Annotated in this window: 15 protein-coding genes; 6 read left to right on the forward strand and 9 right to left on the reverse strand. The window is 73.8% G+C overall.

The window, feature by feature from the left end; all coding sequences use genetic code 11:
* Positions 1-49: 49 nt before the first annotated feature.
* The 3 genes from QSK26_RS08890 to QSK26_RS08900 all read left to right on the forward strand — a co-directional run bounded on the left by QSK26_RS08890 (position 50) and on the right by QSK26_RS08900 (position 6,263).
* A complete protein-coding gene (locus QSK26_RS08890) occupies positions 50-1,837 on the forward strand; it encodes an HSP90 family protein (protein ID WP_285774667.1) in 1,788 nt (595 codons plus the stop codon).
* A gap of 2 nt (positions 1,838-1,839) precedes the next feature.
* Complete coding sequence (locus tag QSK26_RS08895; RefSeq protein ID WP_285774523.1) at positions 1,840-4,524, forward strand: tetratricopeptide repeat protein; 2,685 nt, start codon at positions 1,840-1,842, stop codon at positions 4,522-4,524.
* Positions 4,525-4,745: 221 nt separating this feature from the next.
* Positions 4,746-6,263, forward strand: a complete 1,518-nt coding sequence (locus QSK26_RS08900; protein WP_285774524.1) for an alkaline phosphatase D family protein — start codon at positions 4,746-4,748, stop codon at positions 6,261-6,263.
* A 246-nt stretch (positions 6,264-6,509) separates the two neighbouring features.
* Here QSK26_RS08900 and QSK26_RS08905 read toward each other — a convergent pair whose 3' ends face one another.
* Positions 6,510-8,036, reverse strand: a complete 1,527-nt coding sequence (locus QSK26_RS08905) for an FG-GAP repeat protein (protein ID WP_285774525.1) — start codon at positions 8,034-8,036, stop codon at positions 6,510-6,512.
* A gap of 101 nt (positions 8,037-8,137) precedes the next feature.
* Positions 8,138-8,980 (reverse strand): hypothetical protein, encoded by an 843-nt coding sequence (locus QSK26_RS08910; RefSeq protein WP_285774526.1) that lies wholly within the window; start codon positions 8,978-8,980, stop codon positions 8,138-8,140.
* Between the two features lie 157 nt (positions 8,981-9,137).
* On the opposite strand from QSK26_RS08910, the gene arfB reads away from it, so the two are divergent.
* Positions 9,138-9,560 (forward strand): alternative ribosome rescue aminoacyl-tRNA hydrolase ArfB, encoded by a 423-nt coding sequence (gene arfB / locus QSK26_RS08915; RefSeq protein WP_285774527.1) that lies wholly within the window; start codon positions 9,138-9,140, stop codon positions 9,558-9,560.
* 39 nt (positions 9,561-9,599) lie between these two features.
* A complete protein-coding gene (locus tag QSK26_RS08920) occupies positions 9,600-10,049 on the forward strand; it encodes an NUDIX hydrolase (RefSeq protein WP_285774528.1) in 450 nt (149 codons plus the stop codon).
* Here QSK26_RS08920 and QSK26_RS08925 read toward each other — a convergent pair.
* From QSK26_RS08925 to QSK26_RS08955, 7 genes are all read right to left on the reverse strand, one after another.
* Positions 10,046-10,999: an ABC transporter ATP-binding protein gene (locus tag QSK26_RS08925; RefSeq protein WP_285774529.1), complete on the reverse strand. Its 954-nt coding sequence runs from the start codon at positions 10,997-10,999 to the stop codon at positions 10,046-10,048. The genes QSK26_RS08920 and QSK26_RS08925 overlap by 4 nt on opposite strands.
* Complete coding sequence (locus QSK26_RS08930; protein WP_285774530.1) at positions 10,996-12,012, reverse strand: ABC transporter ATP-binding protein; 1,017 nt, start codon at positions 12,010-12,012, stop codon at positions 10,996-10,998. Before QSK26_RS08930 ends, QSK26_RS08925 begins: the two co-directional genes overlap by 4 nt.
* Positions 12,009-12,899 carry an ABC transporter permease gene (locus QSK26_RS08935; protein ID WP_285774531.1) on the reverse strand — a complete coding sequence of 297 codons (891 nt, stop codon included), beginning with the start codon at positions 12,897-12,899 and terminating at the stop codon, positions 12,009-12,011. The genes QSK26_RS08930 and QSK26_RS08935 overlap by 4 nt, the downstream gene beginning before the upstream one ends.
* Positions 12,896-13,966, reverse strand: a complete 1,071-nt coding sequence (locus QSK26_RS08940) for an ABC transporter permease (RefSeq protein WP_285774532.1) — start codon at positions 13,964-13,966, stop codon at positions 12,896-12,898. Before QSK26_RS08940 ends, QSK26_RS08935 begins: the two co-directional genes overlap by 4 nt.
* A 6-nt stretch (positions 13,967-13,972) precedes the next feature.
* Positions 13,973-15,817 (reverse strand): ABC transporter substrate-binding protein, encoded by a 1,845-nt coding sequence (locus tag QSK26_RS08945; RefSeq protein WP_285774533.1) that lies wholly within the window; start codon positions 15,815-15,817, stop codon positions 13,973-13,975.
* Positions 15,818-15,960: 143 nt separating this feature from the next.
* Complete coding sequence (locus tag QSK26_RS08950; protein ID WP_285774534.1) at positions 15,961-16,599, reverse strand: hypothetical protein; 639 nt, start codon at positions 16,597-16,599, stop codon at positions 15,961-15,963.
* 50 nt (positions 16,600-16,649) lie between these two features.
* Complete coding sequence (locus QSK26_RS08955) at positions 16,650-17,432, reverse strand: HAD-IIA family hydrolase (protein WP_285774535.1); 783 nt, start codon at positions 17,430-17,432, stop codon at positions 16,650-16,652.
* A gap of 100 nt (positions 17,433-17,532) precedes the next feature.
* On the opposite strand from QSK26_RS08955, the gene QSK26_RS08960 reads away from it, so the two are divergent.
* Entirely contained in the window at positions 17,533-18,738 is a 1,206-nt protein-coding gene (locus tag QSK26_RS08960) for a M20 metallopeptidase family protein (protein ID WP_285774536.1), read from the forward strand.
* Positions 18,739-18,772 lie beyond the last annotated feature (34 nt).

The raw sequence follows: 18,772 nt of genomic DNA on the forward strand, positions 1-18,772 counted from the left end.
GATCAAGGCGGACGAGCCGGACACGCTGTCACCGATCAAGGGGAGCCGGGTGGAAAGCGCCTTTCAGGTAGATTTGCGTGGAGTTGTCGACCTGCTCAGCCGCCACCTGTACTCCAGCCCCCGGGTCTACGTCCGGGAGCTGCTGCAGAACGCGGTGGACGCGATCACCGCCCGCGGGGCCGGCGACCACGCCGTGCCCGGCCGGATCGCGCTGGAGGTGGGCGGCGGCGTGGTCCGCGTCCACGACAACGGCGTCGGCCTGACCGAGGAGGAGGTGCACACCCTCCTCGCGACCATCGGCCGCTCCTCCAAGCGCGACGAGCTGGGCTTCGCCCGGCACGAGTTCCTCGGCCAGTTCGGCATCGGCCTGCTGTCCGGCTTCCTGGTCGCCGACGAGATCGAGGTCGAGACCAGGTCGGTGCGGGGCGGGCCGACCGTGCTGTGGACCGGCATGGCCGACGGCCGCTACCGCGTCGCCCCGGCGGGCCGCGACCGCGCCGAGCCGGGCACCACGGTGACGCTCAGGCCGCGCGCCGACGCCGCCGAGTGGGTCGCCGGGCGCACCGTCGCCGAGCTGGCCGCGCTCTACGGCTCGCTGCTGCCGGTCGAGGTCACCGTCGACGGCACGCCGGTGAGCGGCGAGGGGCCGCCGTGGCTGGCCGCCCACCCGACGCCGGACGCGCGGCGGGCCGCGCTGACCGAGTACGGCAGGCGGCTGTTCGGGTTCACCCCCTTCGACGTGGTGGACCTTTCGGTGCCGGAGGCCGGGCTCACCGGGGTGGCGTTCATCCTGCCCAGCCCGGCCAACCCGACCCTGCGCGCGGCGCACCGGGTCTACCTCAAGAGCATGCTGCTGGCCGACGGCACCGAGGGCCTGCTGCCGGAGTGGGCGTTCTTCGCCCGCTGCGTGGTCGACGCCGCCGAGCTGCGGCCCACCGCGAGCCGTGAGTCGCTCTACGACGACGACCTGCTGGAGCACACCCGCGACGCGCTCGGCAGGCGGCTGCGCGAGTGGCTGGTCACGCTGGCCGAGACCGACCCGGCCCGGCTGCGCGGCTTCCTGCGGCTGCACCACCTCGGCGTCAAGGCGCTCGCCCTGCACGACGACGACATGCTGCGCCTGGTGGACCAGTGGCTGGAGTTCGAGACCAGCGACGGGCCGATGACGCTGGCGCAGTTCCGCCGCCGTCACCCCGCCGGGCGCTACACCTCGGGGGTGGACGAGTTCCACCAGCTCTCCGCGGTGGCGGGCGCCCAGGGCGTCGGGCTCGTCAACGCCGGCTACGTCTACGACGGCGACATCATGGAGCGGCTGCCACGCATCGACCCGGAGATCCGGCTGCACCCGCTCGACCCCGCCGAGCTGGCCACCCACCTGGGTCCGGTGGACCCCGAGGCCGAGCTGGCCGCCCGGGCCTTCCTGGCCGCCGCCGCCCGCGCGCTCGACGCGCTGGGCTGCGAGGTCGTGCTGCGCGACTTCGACCCGGCCTCGCTGCCCGCCCTCTACCTCACCAGCAGGGCCGCGCAGCACCAGGCCGAGCTGCGCGAGGCCAGGGAGAGCAGCGACGAGCTGTGGGCCGGCGTGCTCGGCGCCATCGAGGGGGCCATCGCCGGCGGGGGCGCCGCGGCCCGCCCGCGCCTGGTGCTCAACCACCGCAACCCGCTGGTCCGCAGGGTGTGCGCGCTGCCGGACACGTCCCTGTCCGCGACCGCCGTCGAGGCGCTGTACGGCATGGCGCTGCTGCACGGCCGCCACCCGCTGCGCCCCGCCGACACCGCGGCTCTGAACCGCTCGTTCCTCGGCCTGCTCGACTGGGCCGTCCTCGGCAAGGAGTGACCATGTCCGACGCGCGCGAGGTGCGGGAGCTCGTCGGCCGGGCCGGCGACATGCCCTACGGGCAGGCCAAGACCGTCCTGCTGGAGGAGGCGCTGCGGCGCGCGGAGGCGCTGCGCGAGCGCGACCTCACGTTCCAGGTGCGGATGAGCCTCACCGAGGCCTACGTGTACGGCGCGGAGCCGGTCAAGTCGTTCGCCACCTTCAGCCGCTGCCTCGCCGAGTACGACGCGGAGCCCGGCAGGTTCGCCGACTGGCAGCACCACAGCCTGCTGTGGCAGTTCAAGTGGGCGATCACCGGGATGACCCGCTTCCCCGAGGTGCCGCTGGGGCGGGCGCACGACGCGCTCACCGAGATGGAGCGCCGCTACCGGGAGGCCGGGCACGGCCTGCACGCGGTGCACGCCCACCGCTGCTACCTCGCCCAGCACGTCGGCGACAGGGAGGGCGCCGAGGAGTGGTTCCACCACTGGCAGACCACCCCGCGTGACGTGATGTCCGACTGCGAGGGCTGCGACCCGAACGGGAAGGTCGCCCACCTCGTCTGGATGGGCCTGGACGAAGCGGCGGTCGAGCTCGCCGCGCCCGTGGTGGCCGGTGAGCTGACCTGCCACGTGCAGCCGCAGGGCATCCTGAGCGCGCTGCTGATGCCCTACGTGCGCACCGGGCGTCTCACCGAGGCCGCCGCCGCCCACCGCCGGGCCTACCGGCTGGTCCAGGGTGACGCCAACTACGTGGACGACTTCGGCGACCACATGGAGTTCTGCGCGCTCACCGGGAACGAGGCGCGCGGTCTGGAGATCCTGGAGCGGGAGGGGCCGCTGCTGGCGAAGGCGGCGAGCCCGCGCGCGGCGATGCGGTTCACCGGCGCGGCGGCGCTGCTGCTGCGCCGCCTCGAGGAGACGGGCCACGGCGGCGCCGCGGTCCGCTGGAACGGCGGCGAGATCCCGGCCGCCGAGCTGCGCGCCGAGATGGAGCGGGACGCCAGGGCCTTCGCCGCCCGCTTCGACGCCCGCAACGGCACGGCCGAGCAGGGCGACCGGGTAGAGCGGCTGCTCGCGGCCCAGCCGCTGGTGGAGCACCTGCCGCTCACCCCGCACGCCCGGCGGGCCGTCGCCGCGCCCGCGCCGGTCCCGCCCCGGGAGAGCGATCCGGACGAGCTGCTTCGCCGGGCCGAGGAGAGCTGGCGGCACGCCGACTTCGAGGCCGCGTTCGCCGCCTGGGCGCGTTTCGACGAGGTGACCGGGCCGGGCGAGCCGTCCGGCGCGCGGGCGGCCAGGCGGGCCGACGGTCACGGGCTGGCCGCGGTCCTCGCGGACCGGCCGCACGACGGGCTGCGGGAGTGGGCGCGGGCCGCCGAGTGCTACCGGCTGGCCGGGGACGAGCTGGGCCGCCAGTCGGCACTGGGCCGGATCGGGCTGCTGAAGTGCCGGATGGGCGAGATGGACGAGGGGCTCGCCCTGGTGGAGGCGTCCGCGGCGCACCTGCTGGCGTACGGCTCGGCCGTGCACCACTCGACCGCGACCGTCCGGCTCGCCCAGGCCCGCACGCTGCAGGGCCGTACGGACGAGGCGGTCGACCTGCTGGAGCGGGCCGCGCTGGACGACGCCGCCGACGGCGGGCTGCTGCTCCTCCTCGCCGACATGCTCGCCGACCGGCCGGGGCGGGCGGGCGACGCGCTCGCCGCCGCCGCGCGGGCCAGGGCGGCGCTGCGCGGGCATCGCGGCGCCGACCTCGCCGGCGCCTGCCTGCTGCACGCCCGGCTGATCCGCCGCTCCGGGGGCGACCTGGAGGAGGCGCTCGCCGCCTACGGCGAGGCGCTGGCCGCCGCGCCGCGCTCGGAGGCGGGCTCCCGGGCCATCGCGCACGCGAGCAGGGGCGAGGTGCTGGTGGGCATCGGCAGGGCGGCCGAGGCGGCGGACGACCTGATCGAGGCCGTCGCCGCGTTCACCGCGCTGGGCGCGGCCGGTTACGCCGCGCTGGCCCGGGTGGACCTGTGCCGGGCCTACCTGGCGACCGGCCGCCCGCTCGACGCCGCGGAGACCGCCGAGGAGGCGCTCGCCCTGCTCCCCGCCGACGCCGTGGAGGGCCGCACCGACGTCAGGTGGGTCCGCGCCGTCGCCCTGCGCGAGCTGGGCGAGCTGGAGACCGCCCTCACCGCCTTCACCGACCTGGAGTCCGATCTCGCCACCGGCAGGGCCGGAACCTCCGCCCAGGAGGCGGCGCGGGCGGCCGAGGAGGCCGGGGACACGCTGATGCGGCTGGAACGGCCGCTGGAGGCGGCGCGGCGCTTCGCCGCCGCCGCGCAGGGTCACGGTCCCGGCCTGGACGCGGTGCGGGCGCTGCGCCGCCAGGGCGCGGCGCTGTTCCAGGGCGACGAGGAGGAGGCCGCGCTCGACATCCTGCGCACGGCCGGGGAGGCGCTGGCCCGCCTGCCCCGCGAGACCCTGGACGACGCCGAGGCGACCTGGGAGTCCGGCTGGATCGCCTTCGAGGAGGCCAGGACCCTCGGCTGGCTGGAGCGGTTCGCCGAGGCGGTCAAGCGCTGCGACGAGTCCCAGGCGGCGTTCCGCTCGATCGCCCATGAGGACGCCGCCGCCGAGGCGGCCGACCTCGGCGACCAGCTGAGACGCCGGCAGCACTGGACGGACCTCCGCGGCGACGGCCACGAGGCGGAAACCGGCGGCTGACCCCCGGGCGCCCCGGAGGCCCGGGGGCGCCGAAGGCGCGGGGCGCGGGGGTGTTAGCGCGGATGTTGGGGGATTTCGTCCGGTGTTGGGGTGCAGTTCAGCGACGCGGGGTAATCGCCTAGGTTGTGCAGCGGCTGTTCACTTGTGTTTGATGTGCAGGTCATAGGGGCGCCAACCGTGTCATCTGCACTTAAGGTGTGGAGCCTATCCCGTCACGCAGAGTGTTCCTGTCCGTCGCCGCCGCGGGAGCCGGCGGCCTGTTGCTGCCCGGTTCCATGAGGTCGAGAACCCTCGCCGGCGATCCCTTCACCCTCGGCATCGCCTCCGGCGACCCCTCCTCCGACGGCGTCGTCCTGTGGACCCGGCTGGCGCTCGATCCGCTGGGGGCCGGCGGGCTGGGCGGCATGCCCGGGCGTGACGTGGACGTCGAGTGGCAGGTCGGCGCCGACGAGCGGTTCGCCAGGATCGTGCGTTCCGGCACCGTGACCGCGCGCGGCAGGGACGCGCACAGCGTGCACGTCGAACTGGACGGGCTGGACCCGGGCCGGGAGTACTTCTACCGCTTCCGCGCCGAAGGCCACTACTCGGCCGTCGGCCGTACCCGCACCGCGCCGGCCGGGCCGTCCGAGCTGAGCTTCGCCATCGCGGCCTGCGCGCAGTACGAGCACGGCTTCTACACCGCCTACCGCCGCCTCGCCGAGCAGGAGCCCGACCTGGTGGTCCACCTGGGCGACTACATCTACGAGTACGCCCCAGGCGGCTACACCGCGATCGGCGGGCCGGTGCGGCGGCACACCGAGGGCAAGTGCGAGACGCTGGCCGACTACCGGATGCGGCACGCGCAGTACAAGAGCGACCCCGACCTGCAGAAGGCGCACACGGTCGCCCCCTGGCTGGTCTCCTTCGACGACCACGAGGTGGAGAACAACTGGGCGGGCGAGGTGTCCGCGACCGGGGCGCCGTCCTTCGCCCAGCGCAAGGCGCACGCCTTCCGCGCCTACTACGAGAACATGCCGCTGCGCCGCAAGGCGCTGCCCGCCGGTTCGGTGATGCACGTGAACCGGCGCGTCGACTGGGGCACACTGGCTAGCTTCCACCTGCTGGACACCCGGCAGTTCCGCGACGAGCAGGCGTGCGAGGACGGCGTGCGGGCGGGCTGCGACGCGCGCCTGGACGACCGGCGCACGCTGCTCGGCGCCGACCAGCGCGAGTGGCTGCTCAAGGGCCTGCGCGACTCCTCCGCCGGGTGGAACCTCATCGGCCAGCAGATCATCATGACGCAGAAGGACTGGAAGGTCGGCCCGGGCCACGAGGTGAACATGGACTCCTGGGACGGGTACGCCGCCGAGCGCACCCGCCTGCTGACCGGCCTGCGCGACTCCGGCGCGACCAACCCGGTCGTGCTGACCGGCGACGCCCACATGCACCACGCGGCCGACCTGAAGATCGACTTCGACGATCCCGACTCGCCCCGGGTGGGCGTCGAGCTGGTGACGTCGTCGATCTCCAGCGACGGCGACGGCTACCGCGACACGACGATGGTCGCCGACACCCTGGCCGAGAACCCGCACATCGCCTACATCGACCAGCGGCGCGGTTACATCTCCTGCCGCCTGTCGCAGGACGAGCTCCAGGTGGAGTTCCGCACCCTGGACTACATCACCAGGCGCGGCGCGCCGGCCAGGACCTCCGCCCGCTTCACCGTGCCCGCCGGCCAGAGCGCGCTCGACCCCGTCTGACCGTGACGAGCTAGACGAGCGCCTCCCGCCGGGATCCGACCATCCGCCGGAGGAACGCCCCCGCCGCACCCACCCCCCCGGGCCGCGGCGGGGGCGTTCCGCCGTCCCCGCCCGAAGCCCGCCGAACGTCCCCGTCCCGCGCCTCCTCGGCCCGTCGCCGTCCGAGCGCGGAAGCCCCCGCTCCGGGAGGGGGCGGGGGCAGAGCAGGGGCGGGAGGGGGGCCGGGCAGGGGCGGGGGTGGGGAGTCTAGGGGGCGAGGGCGTAGCCGTACAGGGTGCCCTCGGTGCCGGCGGGGAGGGCGGACGTCCGGCCGTCGCGCACGCCGGTGACCGCGCCGGTGCCGGCGGACCGCAGGCCGCCGCGCACGATGGTGAGCCGGCCGGTGGCTGGAGAGGCGACGACCAGGTCGTGGGCCCCGCCGGCGGCGCGGACGGTGGCCAGCGAGGCGCCGAAGTCGCCCTTCTCACCGGTGACCAGCACGTTGTTGATCTTCGTCAGGCCGCCGGAACGGGTGCCGGCGAGCACCTGGACCGCGTTCTCCCCCGGCACCCCGACGGCCAGTTCGGCGTCGCCGTCGCCGTTGAAGTCGCCGGCCGCCAGCGACGAGCCGAAGCGGTCGAAGTAACGCGGCACGCCCTTGAGCGTGTTCTGCGACCACGACTCGGCCGTGGAGGTCCGCAGCCCGCCGCCGGAACCGTAGATCACGTGCACGGTGCCATCGCCGTAGTCCATCGCCCGCTGGCCGGCGGTGAGGCCCTCGCCGGGGACGCCGATCGCCAGGTCCGCGCGCCCGTCGGCGTTGAAGTCGGCGGCGGCGAGCGCGCTGCCCATGCCGTCCCACTGTTCGGCCGTCCCGGTGATCCCCGGGCTGCTCTGGGTCAGCAGCGTCGCCCGCCGGCGCAGCGGCTGGATCACGGTGACCGAGCCCTGGCCGTCCCTGGTGACGGTGTCGCCGGGCGAGCCGACCGCGATCTCCGCCCGGCCGTCGCCGTCGAAGTCCCCGGTGGTGACCGCGCTGCCCCACTGGTCGGTGGACAGGGCGCGCTGGCCGATCCAGGAGGTGGCCTCGCTCAGCAGGTAGGGCTTGCGCCCCTTGAGGCCGTAGACGCCCGCCGCGCCGCCTCTGCCGAGGCCGGGGGCGCCGATGACGAGTTCGTCGTCCCCGTCGCCGTCGAGGTCGCCGGCGGCGAGCGCGGCGCCGAGCCGCCCGCCGCCGCCCTTGCCGCCGAGGCCGGCCACGTCGATCGTGCCCGCGGGGCGCAGGCCGTCCGGCGAGCCGTGGAAGACGTGCACGACGCCGTCGCCGTCCGCGCCGGGCCGCCGCTCGCCGGAGAACTCCTCCGAGGCGCCGACCGCGAGGTCTCCGCAGCCGTCGCCGTCGAAGTCGCCGGTGGCCAGCGCCGAGCCGAACGAGTCGCCGATCTCCGCCTCGCCGGGCACGCCCGCCGTGTCCTGGCTGAGGTCCTCGGCGTCGCGCATGCCGTACAGGATGCGCACCGATCCGGCGCGGGCCCTGCCCGCCACGGTCGCGTACGGCGCGGCCACCGCCAGGTCGGCGCGGCCGTCGCCGTCGAAGTCGGAGGGGACCCCGCCACGGCACGCGCGCCCGGCGGCGGCGACATGCGTGACGGCGGGGGCGTGGACGGCGGTGCGGGGGGCGGCCTGGGAGGTCGCCGCGTGGGCGGGAGAGGGGAGGAGGGCGAGGGCGACGGGGACGGTCAGGCACCCGGTGGCCGTGGCCGTGGCGAGGAGAGCGGCCCGCGAGAAGCTCATGTCCTCGATGGTTTCCGGGGAACCGGACACCCCGCCCACCAGAACATGAAATCCCCGTGACCGTCAGCGGTCAGATCTCACACCTTCGCAGGTCATGACGGTCACAAATACGGTTTGAGAAACGGGGTCAGGGCGCCGCAGCCGAGGTACTTCCGCACGGTGTGGAAGTCGATCCAGTCCAGGTCGACGAGGCCGTCGTGCTCGACGCCGGTGAACAGCGCGCGCAGCGCCGGGGGGATGGCGGCGATGTCGTGCGAGTCGGCGATGTTCACCCACCGGGTCACGCCGGGAGGCCGGCCGCCCCGGCCGGCGAGCGGCGCGGGCAGGAGGCGTTCGAAGACGACGTTCCGCATGCCGAGCGGGCTGCCCAGCGTGATGAGCAGTTCGACGCGCAGGTCGGGGTTCGCGTGCAGCGTCTCGTAGGCGACCACGCTGCCCAGCGAGTGCGCGATCACCACCTGGGGCTTCCTGCGCCGGATCGTCTCGGCCACCGCCTGCCGGGACCTGGCGCGGGCCGGGGCGTTCGCGCTCTCCAGGTAGGCGGCCATCTCCGGGGCGAACATCGCGGCGAACTGCGCCGCGCGCCCCTCCAGCCGGCCGAGCAGCCACTCCGTCGCCCAGCGCAGCGCCCCGGTCAGCGACTCGCCCGCCGCCTCCCTGACCCCTTCGAGCTGGGCCGCCCACTCCACCAGGACCCGCTGCGACTCGGCGTCCATGGCCTGCGCCCGCGCCTTGCCCCTTTCCGGCCGGATCAGGTGGTGGGCGTAGTAGGCCACCTCGGTGACGTAGCGCTCCCCGCCGTGCGGGACGCCGGGATGCAACCCGGCGTGCAGGTACCGGTCCCACTTGACCCGCATGGCCTCCGCGGCACCGGCGACGGAGTTGCCCGCCTCCTGGTAGTAGCGGTACTTGCCGATGCCGTGCACGCCGATGATCGTGGCCACCGCGCCGACCTCCTACACCCGCCCCAGACGCCCGGCGTCGCACCGGCGCGGGCATACAATGCCGGACCCACCCCTATCACCACAAGATGTAAATGAATTGATGGGCGGGTAGGTACCCCAGATAAACTGGCGGCCGATAAAGGAGGAATCACCTGCCATGTCCGCTCCGCTGCCGATCAATGGCTCGATCGTCATCCCGGAGGCCGAGCTGAGCTGGCGTTTCTCCCGCTCCTCCGGCCCGGGCGGACAGGGCGTCAACACCACGGACAGCCGGGTCGAGCTGAGCTTCGACCTCGCCGCCACGGAGGCCCTCCCGCCGCCGCTCAAGGCCCGCGCGCTGGAGCGGCTCGCCGGCCGGCTGTCCGGCGGGGTGCTCACCATCGCCGCCTCCGAGTTCCGCTCGCAGCTGCGCAACCGGGAGGCGGCCGAGGCCAGGCTGGCGCACGTGCTGCGCGAGGCCGTCGCCCCGCCGCCCAGGAGGCGCCGCCCGACCAAGCCGAGCAAAGCCTCGGTCGAGCGCAGAATAGCCGCCAAGAAACACCGCTCCGACGTCAAGAAGTTCCGCCGTACGATCGACTGACGACCGATTCGGAGAGTCGTCAAGAGATTGAATGGTGAAATGTCGCCTGCGCCGAGCGTCCGGGCGGTCCTCCTCGACGAGGACCGTCTGATCCTTTTCCGTCGCACCGTCCCAGGTCAGCCGCTCTACTGGTCCGCGCCCGGCGGCCACGTCGAGCCGGAGGACTCCTCGCTGGAGCACACCCTGCACCGCGAGCTGCTGGAGGAGCTCGGCGCCACCGTCGGCGCCGTCACCCCGCTGACCACCCTCACCTGCCCGCGCCCGGGCGGCGTCAAGACCCAGCACGTCTACGGCTGCCGCCTCGTCTCGATGGACCCCGCCCTGCGCTGCGGCCCGGAGTTCGACGACCCGGGCCGCGGCCTCTACGAGGTGGTACGGCTCCCGCTGGCCGCCGAGGAGATCAGCGCCATCAACCTCGTCCCGCCCGAGCTGGCCGCCTACCTCACCGGCGCCGTCACCCGCCTGCACGACCTCATCCCGGCCGGCTAACGCGCCGTGTAATGGCAGGCCGCCTGGTGGGCGGCGGTGGCGGGGAGGACCGCGAGCGGGCCGGACCGGCAGGACGCCTCGACGCCCGCCTGCGCGGCGGCCCCGCCGGCGAGGACCTGGCAGCGGGGATGGAAGCGGCAGCCGCCGGGCACCCGGGTGGCGTCCGGCGGCTCCCCGGACAGCACGACGCGGGACGGCGAGCCGGGCAGGACCGACAGCAGCGCCTGCGTGTAGGGGTGGGCGGGCGCGGTGAGCACCTGCTCGACCGGGCCGGTCTCGACGATCCTGCCGAGGTACATGACGGCGACCCGGTCGGCGATGTTCCAGGCCAGGCCCAGGTCGTGGGTGACCACCAGGGCGGACAGGCCGAGCTCCTCGCGCAGCCGCAGCAGGAGGGTGAGGATCTCGCCGCGTACCGAGGCGTCCAGCGAGGCCACCGGCTCGTCGGCGATCAGCAGCCGGGGTTCCAGGGCGAGCGCGCCGGCGATGACGACGCGCTGGCGCTGTCCGCCGGACAGCTCGTGCGGGAGCCGTTCGAAGAACCGCTCCGGTGGACGCAGCCCGGCGCGGGACAGCGCCCCGGCGACCCGGTCCCGCTCGCCGGGCAGCCGGTGGATGCGCGGCCCCTCGGCGACCGCCTCGTAGACGGTGTGCCGCGGGTTGAGCGAGCCGGTGGGGTCCTGGAGCACGAGTTGCACCTCGCGCCGGTGGGCGCGCAGCGCGCGGGAGGTGTAGGCGAGCGGGGCGCCGCCGTACCGGACCGAGCCCGCGCCGGGGCGTTCCAGGCCGAGCAGGGTGCGGGCCAGCGTGGTCTTGCCGCAGCCGGACTCGCCCACCAGGGCGACGATCTCGCCCTCCCCGATCGAGAGGTTCACCCCGTCCACCGCGCGGGTGCGCCGCCCGCGGGCGGTGAACTCCACGTGCACGTCACGCGCCTCCAGCAGACTCACGGGGTCGCCTCCGGCAGGGGGTCGTGGACGGCTGCGGTCTCCGGGCCGGCCTGCCCGGTACGGACGTGGACGCAGGCGGCGGTGTGCCGGTCGCCGGCGGGCCACAGTTCGACGTCGGCGCCGGCGCAGGCGGGGACGGCCACCGGGCACCTGGGGTGGAAGGAGCAGCCGGTGGGCGGGTGCGCCGGGTCGGGCGGGTCGCCGCCCAGGCCGCGCGGGCGGAGCCGGGACTCCGGGTCGCCGACCGTGGGGAAGGCGGCGGCCAGCGCGCGGCTGTAGGGGTGGCGGGCCGCGGCGAACACCTCCCTGGACGGACCCGCCTCGACGACGCGGCCCGCGTACATGACCGCCAGCCGGTCGCACATCGCGGCCAGCACCGACAGGTCGTGCGAGATCATGATCAACGAGGTGGCGTCCTCCACGATCAGCGACCGGACCAGGTCGAGCACCTGGGCCTGGATCATCACGTCGAGCGCCGTCGTCGGCTCGTCGGCGATGATGAGGCGCGGCGAGCAGGCCAGCGCCATCGCGATCATCACGCGCTGCCGCTGCCCGCCGGACAGCTCGTGCGAGTAGCCGCGGGCCCGCCAGGCGGGCAGGCCGACGCGCTCCAGCAGTTCCGCGGCCTTACGTCTGGCCTGCGCGGGGGTCGCCATGCCGTGCACGAGGAGCGGCTCGGCGATCTGGTCGCCGATCCTGCGGACCGGGTTGAGCGCGTGCTGGGCGCCCTGGAAGACGATCGACGCCGACGCCCATCTGACCGCGCGCAGCCGTCCCCAGTTCATCTCCCGCACGTCCTCGCCGTCCAGCAGGATCCGCCCGGACACCTCCGCCTCCCTGGGCAGCAACCGCAGCAGGGCCATCGCCAGCGTCGACTTGCCCGAGCCGGACTCCCCGGCCAGGCCCAGCGCCTCCCCCTGGGCCAGGCCGAGCGACACCCCGCGTACGGCGGGCACGTCGCCCGACGCGGACCGGTAGGTCACCGCCACGTCCCGCAGCTCCAGCACGGTCACCTCCCCGCTCCCCGCAACCGGGGGTTCAGCACGGCCTCCAGCGCCCGGCCGACGAGCGTGAACGCCATGACCACGGCCACGATGCACAGGCCGGGCGCGAGCACGTACCACCACGCGCCCGAGGTGGCCGCGCCCCAGTCGTAGGACGCGCGCAGCATGCCGCCCCAGGAGACCTGGCCGGACTGGGCGCCCAGGAAGGCGAGCGTGGACTCCGCGACGATGGCCCCGGCCACCTGGAGGGTGGTGTTGGCGAGGACCAGCGGCGCGACGTTGGGCAGCACGTGCCGGGTCATCACGTGCCAGTGCCCGCCGCCCAGCGCCCTGGCCCGCTCGATGTAGGGCCGGGCCTCCACGGCCAGGGTCTGGGCCCGGATGAGCCTCGCGGTGGAGGCCCACGAGGTCACCCCGATGGCCAGGATGATGGTGAACATGCCGCCGCCGAGGATCGCCGCGAGCACCAGGGCCAGCACCAGCGAGGGCAGCACCAGGAACCAGTCGGTGATCCGCATCAGCACCGCGGCGGGCCAGCCCCGGAAGTGGCCGGCCGCGATCCCCACCGTGGTGCCGATGACCATGCTGAGCAGGGCCGACATGAAACCGATCAGCAGTGAGACCCGCGAGCCCCACGTGATCATCAGCAGCACGGACCGGCCGGACTCGTCGGTGCCCAGCGGGTGCTCCAGGCTCGGCGGGCCCATCCTGGGGCCGGTCGCCCTGGTCACGTCCAGGCCGGCCGGGTCGGTGAGGAGCGGGGTGAGCAGGGCGACCAGGACGGCGGCGAGCAGGATCGCGGCGCCGGCCGGACCGGACGGCCTGGCCCTGAACTCCCGCCAGAACCGGGCAGAGCGGGTCAGGCCGCGGCGGCCCGCGCCGGTGAGCGGGCTCATGCGGACCTCACCCGGGGATCCAGGACGTGGTAGACCACGTCGGCCAGCGTGTTCATCACGATCACCGCGACGCACAGCACGAGGAAGGTGCCCTGCATGACGGCGAAGTCGGGACCCTTGATCGCCTCGTAGAACAGCAGGCCGAGGCCGGGCCAGGAGTAGACGGTCTCCACCGAGACCGCGCCCGCGACCACGAAGCCGATGTTCATGAAGACCAGCGTGACGGTGGGCAGCAGCGCGTTCGGCACGGCGTGGCGCCGCCGTACCTCGTCGTCGCGCAGCCCTTTCGCGCGGGCGGTGGTGATGTAGTCCTGGCCGATCTCGTCGAGCAGCGAGGAGCGCATGACCAGCAGGTACTGCGCGTAGACGACGGCGACCAGGGTGAGGCAGGGCAGCACCAGGTGGTGCCCGACGTGCAGGACGTAGGCGAAGCCGTCCGGCGCGTCCACGTCCTCCATGCCGCGGGTGGGGAAGACGCCCGGGAAGGGCCCGACGCCGGCGGCGAGGCCCATGAGGAGCAGCAGGCCGAGCCAGAAGGTCGGCACCGACCACAGCACCAGCGAGACGCCGGTGGACACCCGGTCCAGCCGCCCGCCGTGCCGCCAGGCGGCCCGCGCCCCCTGCCACAGGCCGAGGCCGACCGCGACCGCGAGCCCGGTGCCGGCGAGCAGCAGCGTCGGGCCGGCTCGCTCCCCGATGAGCTCGCTCACCGGCCGCCGGTACTCGTAGGAGGTGCCGAGGTCCAGCCGCAGGGTGCGCCAGACGAAGTCGAGGAACTGCTCGCCCAGCGGCCGGTCCAGCCCGAGCTGCCGGCGCAGCAGGGCGAGCTGCTCGGGACTGACCGGGACGTCGCGGGTGTAGGCGATGGTGGGGTCGCCGGGGATGAGGCGGAACAGGAAGAACGTCGCGACGATGACCATGCCGACGCTGAGCACCGCCCCGCCGAGCTTGGCCGCCGCGTACCGCAGAGTGCTCCGCCGGCCCGGCGGCGGCCCCTCCGCGGCCCGCGCGTCCTGCGCGGGCGCGGACGGGCCGTCCGCGGGGGCCGTGCCGAGGGGCGCGGTCACCGGTGGCTACTCACGTTCGTCCGCCGTGGCGCGGCGGCGGCGGAGCAGCAGGAACCCGCCCGCGCCGAGGACGAGGACCGCGCCGGCGACGACGGCCACGGTGACGCCGGTACCGCCGGAGCCGCCCGCGGGCACGGCCGGCGCGGCGACCGCCTGGAGGGTGTAGGCGGGCCAGTAGCCGCTGCCGCCGTACAGGATGCCCTTGTCCAGCGGCACCGGGGTGATCGCGGCGATCCGGTCCTTGCGGTAGCCCTCCAGGTTGTTCGGGTAGTAGAGGGCGATGACCGGGGCGTCGGTGTAGAGCCGCCGCTGCATCCGCTTGATGATCTCGGCGCGCTCGGCCCGGTCGAGCTCGGAGAGCTGCTCCTGGTAGAGCCGCTCGAACTCGTCGTCGCAGTAGAACGACTCGGTGCCGCCCGCCTGGCCGCTCGCGGTGGGCCTGCGGCTGCACAGGTGGGTGGCGAGCACCTCCTCCGGGTCCGGGTTGACCGACCAGCCGCTGATCGCGATGTCGTAGAGGCCGGTGCTGCCGGTCTCCTCGGTGAACTTGTTCGAGTCGAGCCTGCGGGTGGTCAGCTCGATGCCGATCTCCTTGAGCCACCCGGTGAGGAACTGGGCGAGCTTGTCCTCCACCGGGGTGTCGGTGTGGATGCTGAACCGCATCTCGAACCGCCGCCCGCCGTCCGGCATCGTGCGGATCCCGTCGTCGCCCCTGCGGTAGCCGGCCTCGTCGAGGATCCGGTTGGCCTCGGCGGTGTCGAAGGTGACCTGCTCCTCGCCCTGCGCCCGCCAGAAGAACTCCGAGTACAGCGGCGGGACGATCGAGCCGTCGGCGACCTGGGCCAGGCCGTTCTGGGTCTGCTCGACGAGCGTCTTCTTGTCGATCGCGTGGTGGATGGCCTGCCGGACCCGCGGGTCGCGCAGCGCGGGGTGGCCGTCGCCGATCGCCTCGCCGTCGGCGGTGGCGGCGCCCGGGTTGAGCTGGAGGTAGCTCGCCCGCCTGCCCTGGGTGTTCCACTGCACGATGGCCGGGTCGCCGGCCAGCGCCTCGAACTGCGCGGCGGCGAGGCGGCCGATCCAGTCGATGTCGCCGCGCTTCAGGCCCGCGTTCGCCGCCTCGGGGTTCTCGTAGAAGATCACGTGCAGCTCGTCGATCTTCGGGGCGCCGCGCCAGTAGTTCGGGTTGGCCCGCAGCTTGACGTAGGCGTCCTTGCGGTGCTCGACGGCGACGTACGGCCCGGAGCCGACCACCGGGTAGGTCTCGTTCTGGAACGCGCCCACGTCGGTGACCTGCTGCCAGACATGCCTGGGCACGATCGGGGCCGGGTTCTCCAGCATCGACGCCTGCGGCTTCTTCGTCTTGATGACGAGGGTGCGGTCGTCGGTGGCGGTGACCGTCTCGAAGTTCTCCACCGCGCTGCCGTTGGCCGTCTTGGCGCCGTCGTCGGTCATCATCTTGTTGAAGGTCCAGGCGGCGTCGTGCGCGGTGACCGGCTGCCCGTCCGACCACTTCGCGTCCCGGACCTTGAACGTCCAGGTGAGCTTGTCGGCCGAGGTCTCCCACGATTCGGCCAGGTCGGGGCTCGGCCGCAGGGTCTGCGGGTCGGGCACCGTGAGATTGCCGTACGTCCACCGGTGGATCGACGTCGAGACCAGGCGCAGTGCCAGGAACGGACTCATCGAGTCCATGCTCTGGGTCACGCCCAGCCGGACGATCTTTTTCGCCGCCGCGGGCTCCCGTGCCGCGACGGCCGGGGCCGTGTCATCGGCCGCCGCCGGGAACGACAGGGCGGATAAGCCCACGGACACCGCCAAACCGCATGCGGCCAGCAGCACACCGACTCTGGTCATGGCGTGACCCACCTCCGATGACTCGTGCCCTTTCGATGTAAGAAGTCACACCGGTGGCGGCGCCGTCAACGGGCGGTGGAAAGTTGTTTCGCCCCTGTTGCATTTCGTGATGTTATTTTTCACGACTTGTGCGGGCGATCGGATCAGGTCCTCCGGTCCTCCATCTCCCAGAGGTGATCGACGACATGCCAGGTGATCCGGTGGGCGGCGTAGCGGGCGGGCCATCCCCTGGGCGCCATCGGCTCGCCGCCGGAGGGCTTGGCGAGCGCCTCGGCGATGTCGTCGCGCATCGCGGCCAGGGCGGCGCGGTCGCCGTGCGGGAACGGCTTGTGCCGCACGCCGATCTTCCTGGCGTAGGACCGCTCGGCCTCGATCACATGGGAGACGATCTTGTCACGGTCCCGGCCGCCGCCGCGCGGCCCCTTCCGCAGTTCCTCGGGGGTGGCCGCCGCGACCTTGTCGAAGACCTCCCAGGCGGCCCGCACCAGCGCGCAGGTGCGCAGCGCCTGCGCCGCGTCCACCGGCTCGGCGTGCGCCAGCGGCACCGCGGCAGGGGCGCCGAAGTCGGTGGTCGAGTCGCCTTTGACACGTTCCACCACGACCGGGTCCCCGGGCTCGAACCCCAGCCCGACGTGCCCGGCGATCAACCGGTAGCGCGGCACGTAGTCCATGAGCGCGGCCAGCGCCGCCTCCTCGGACCTGCCGGCACGGCTCCACCCGGGCCAGTCGAGGGAACTGGCGAAGACCTTCTTCGCCCCGACCTCCAGATACACATGCGACATGTCTGCAGCATTGCACGCCCAGGTACCCGAACCGGGCATGTTTGACGAGGTCAGTCCACCAACGGGAGGAGATCCGCGACCGAGTCCACGATCAGCGAGGGCCGGAACGGGTACCGGTCCACCTGCTGCTTGGCGGTGACGCCGCTCAGCACCAGGATCGTGTACAGCCCGGCCTCCATGCCGGACACCACGTCGGTGTCCATCCGGTCGCCGATCATCGCGGTGCTCTCGCTGTGACCGTCGATCGCGTTGAGCGCGCTGCGCATCATCATCGGGTTCGGCTTGCCGACGAAGTACGGCTCGACGCCGGTCGCCTTGCTGATCATGGCGGCGACCGAGCCGCAGGCGGGCAGCGAGCCCTCGGTGGAGGGGCCGACCGCGTCCGGGTTGGTGGCGATGAACCGGGCGCCGCCCTCGATGAGCCGGATCGCGCGGGTGATCTGCTCGAAGCTGTAGTTGCGGGTCTCGCCGAGCACCACGTAGTCCGGCGCGATGTCGGTGAGCACGTAGCCGGCCTCGTGCAGCGCGGTGGTCAGGCCCGCCTCGCCGATGGCGTAGGCCGACCCGCCGGGCCGCTGGTCGTGCAGGAACTTCGCGGTGGCCAGGGCGGAGGTCCAGATGGACTCCTCGGGCACCTCCAGCCCGGCCGCGCGCAGCCGTACCGCGAGGTCCCTCGGCGTGTAGATCGAGTTGTTGGTGAGGACCAGGAACGGCCGGCCGGACTCGCGCAGGCGCGCGATGAACTCCTGCGCGCCGGGGACCGGGTGGCCCTCCTGGACGAGCACGCCGTCCATGTCGGACAACCAGCTCTTGATCGGCCTGGGCTCGCTCACATTGCTCCCTGTGCAACCACGGATTACCGCAGATCATCCTATGCCGGACACAAACCCTGTTCGTGGCCAGGACGTGTGATGGGCGTGAAGAATGCATCGTATGTCGCTACTAGCTTCCGCCCATGACCTGTCGGAGCAGCTCGTACGCCTGCGCCACGAACTGCACGCCGAGCCCGAGCTCGGCCTGCACCTGCCGCGGACCCAGGAGAAGGTGCTCCGCGCCCTCGACGGACTCCCCCTGGAGATCACCACCGGCGACGCGCTCAGCTCGGTCACCGCCGTCCTGCGCGGCGGGCGCCCCGGCCCGGCCGTGCTGCTCAGAGGCGACATGGACGCGCTGCCGGTGACCGAGCGCAACGGCCTCGCCTACGCCTCCCGCTTCGAGGGGGCGATGCACGCCTGCGGCCACGACCTGCACACCGCCATGCTCGCCGGGGCCGCGCACCTGCTGGCCGATCGCAGGGACGAGCTGGCCGGCGACGTGATCTTCATGTTCCAGCCGGGCGAGGAGGGCTTCGACGGGGCCACCCACATGATCGAGGAAGGCGTGCTGGAGGCGGCGGGCGAGCGGCCCGTCGCCGCGTACGCGCTGCACGTGGTCGCGACGATGCTGCCGCTCGGCCTGTTCGCCTCGCGCCCCGGCCCGGTGCTCGCCGCCGCCGACACCTTCAGGGTCACCGTGCGCGGCCGGGGCGGCCACGGGTCCAGCCCGCACCTCGCGCTGGACCCGATCCCGGCGGCCTGCGAGATGGTCACCGGGCTGCAGACCATGGTCACGAGGAAGTTCGGCGCCTTCGACCCGGTCGTCGTGACGGTGGGCACCTTCCACGCCGGCACCGCGGACAACGTGATCCCGGACGAGGCGGTCTTCGAGGCGACGATCCGCACGTTCAGCCCGGGGAACCGGGCGGCGGTCAGGCAGCACGCGATCCGGCTGGTCGAAGGCGTCGCCGCGGCGCACGGCCTCACCGCGGAGGCGTCCTTCGGCATGGGGTATCCGGTGACCGTCAACGACCCGGACGAGGCCGCCTTCGCCGGGGACACGGTGACCGCCCTGCTCGGCCCCGGCCGGTTCTTCGCCGCCCCGCACCCGCTGGCCGGCTCGGAGGACTTCTCGCACGTGCTGGACAGCGTGCCGGGCGCCTTCATCGCGCTCGGCGCCTGCCCGGCGGGCCTGGACCCGGCCACCGCGGCCTACAACCACTCCGCCGAGGCCCTGTTCGACGACGCGGTGCTGCCGGACGGCGCCGCCCTCCTCGCCGCCCTCGCCACCGGCCGCCTCGCCCGGCACGCTCCGGCGGCCTGAGACGCCCCCCGGGGGCCTGCGGGCCCCGCCGCGG

Source organism: Microtetraspora sp. NBRC 13810 (assembly GCF_030268685.1).
Lineage (GTDB): Bacteria > Actinomycetota > Actinomycetes > Streptosporangiales > Streptosporangiaceae > BSRQ01.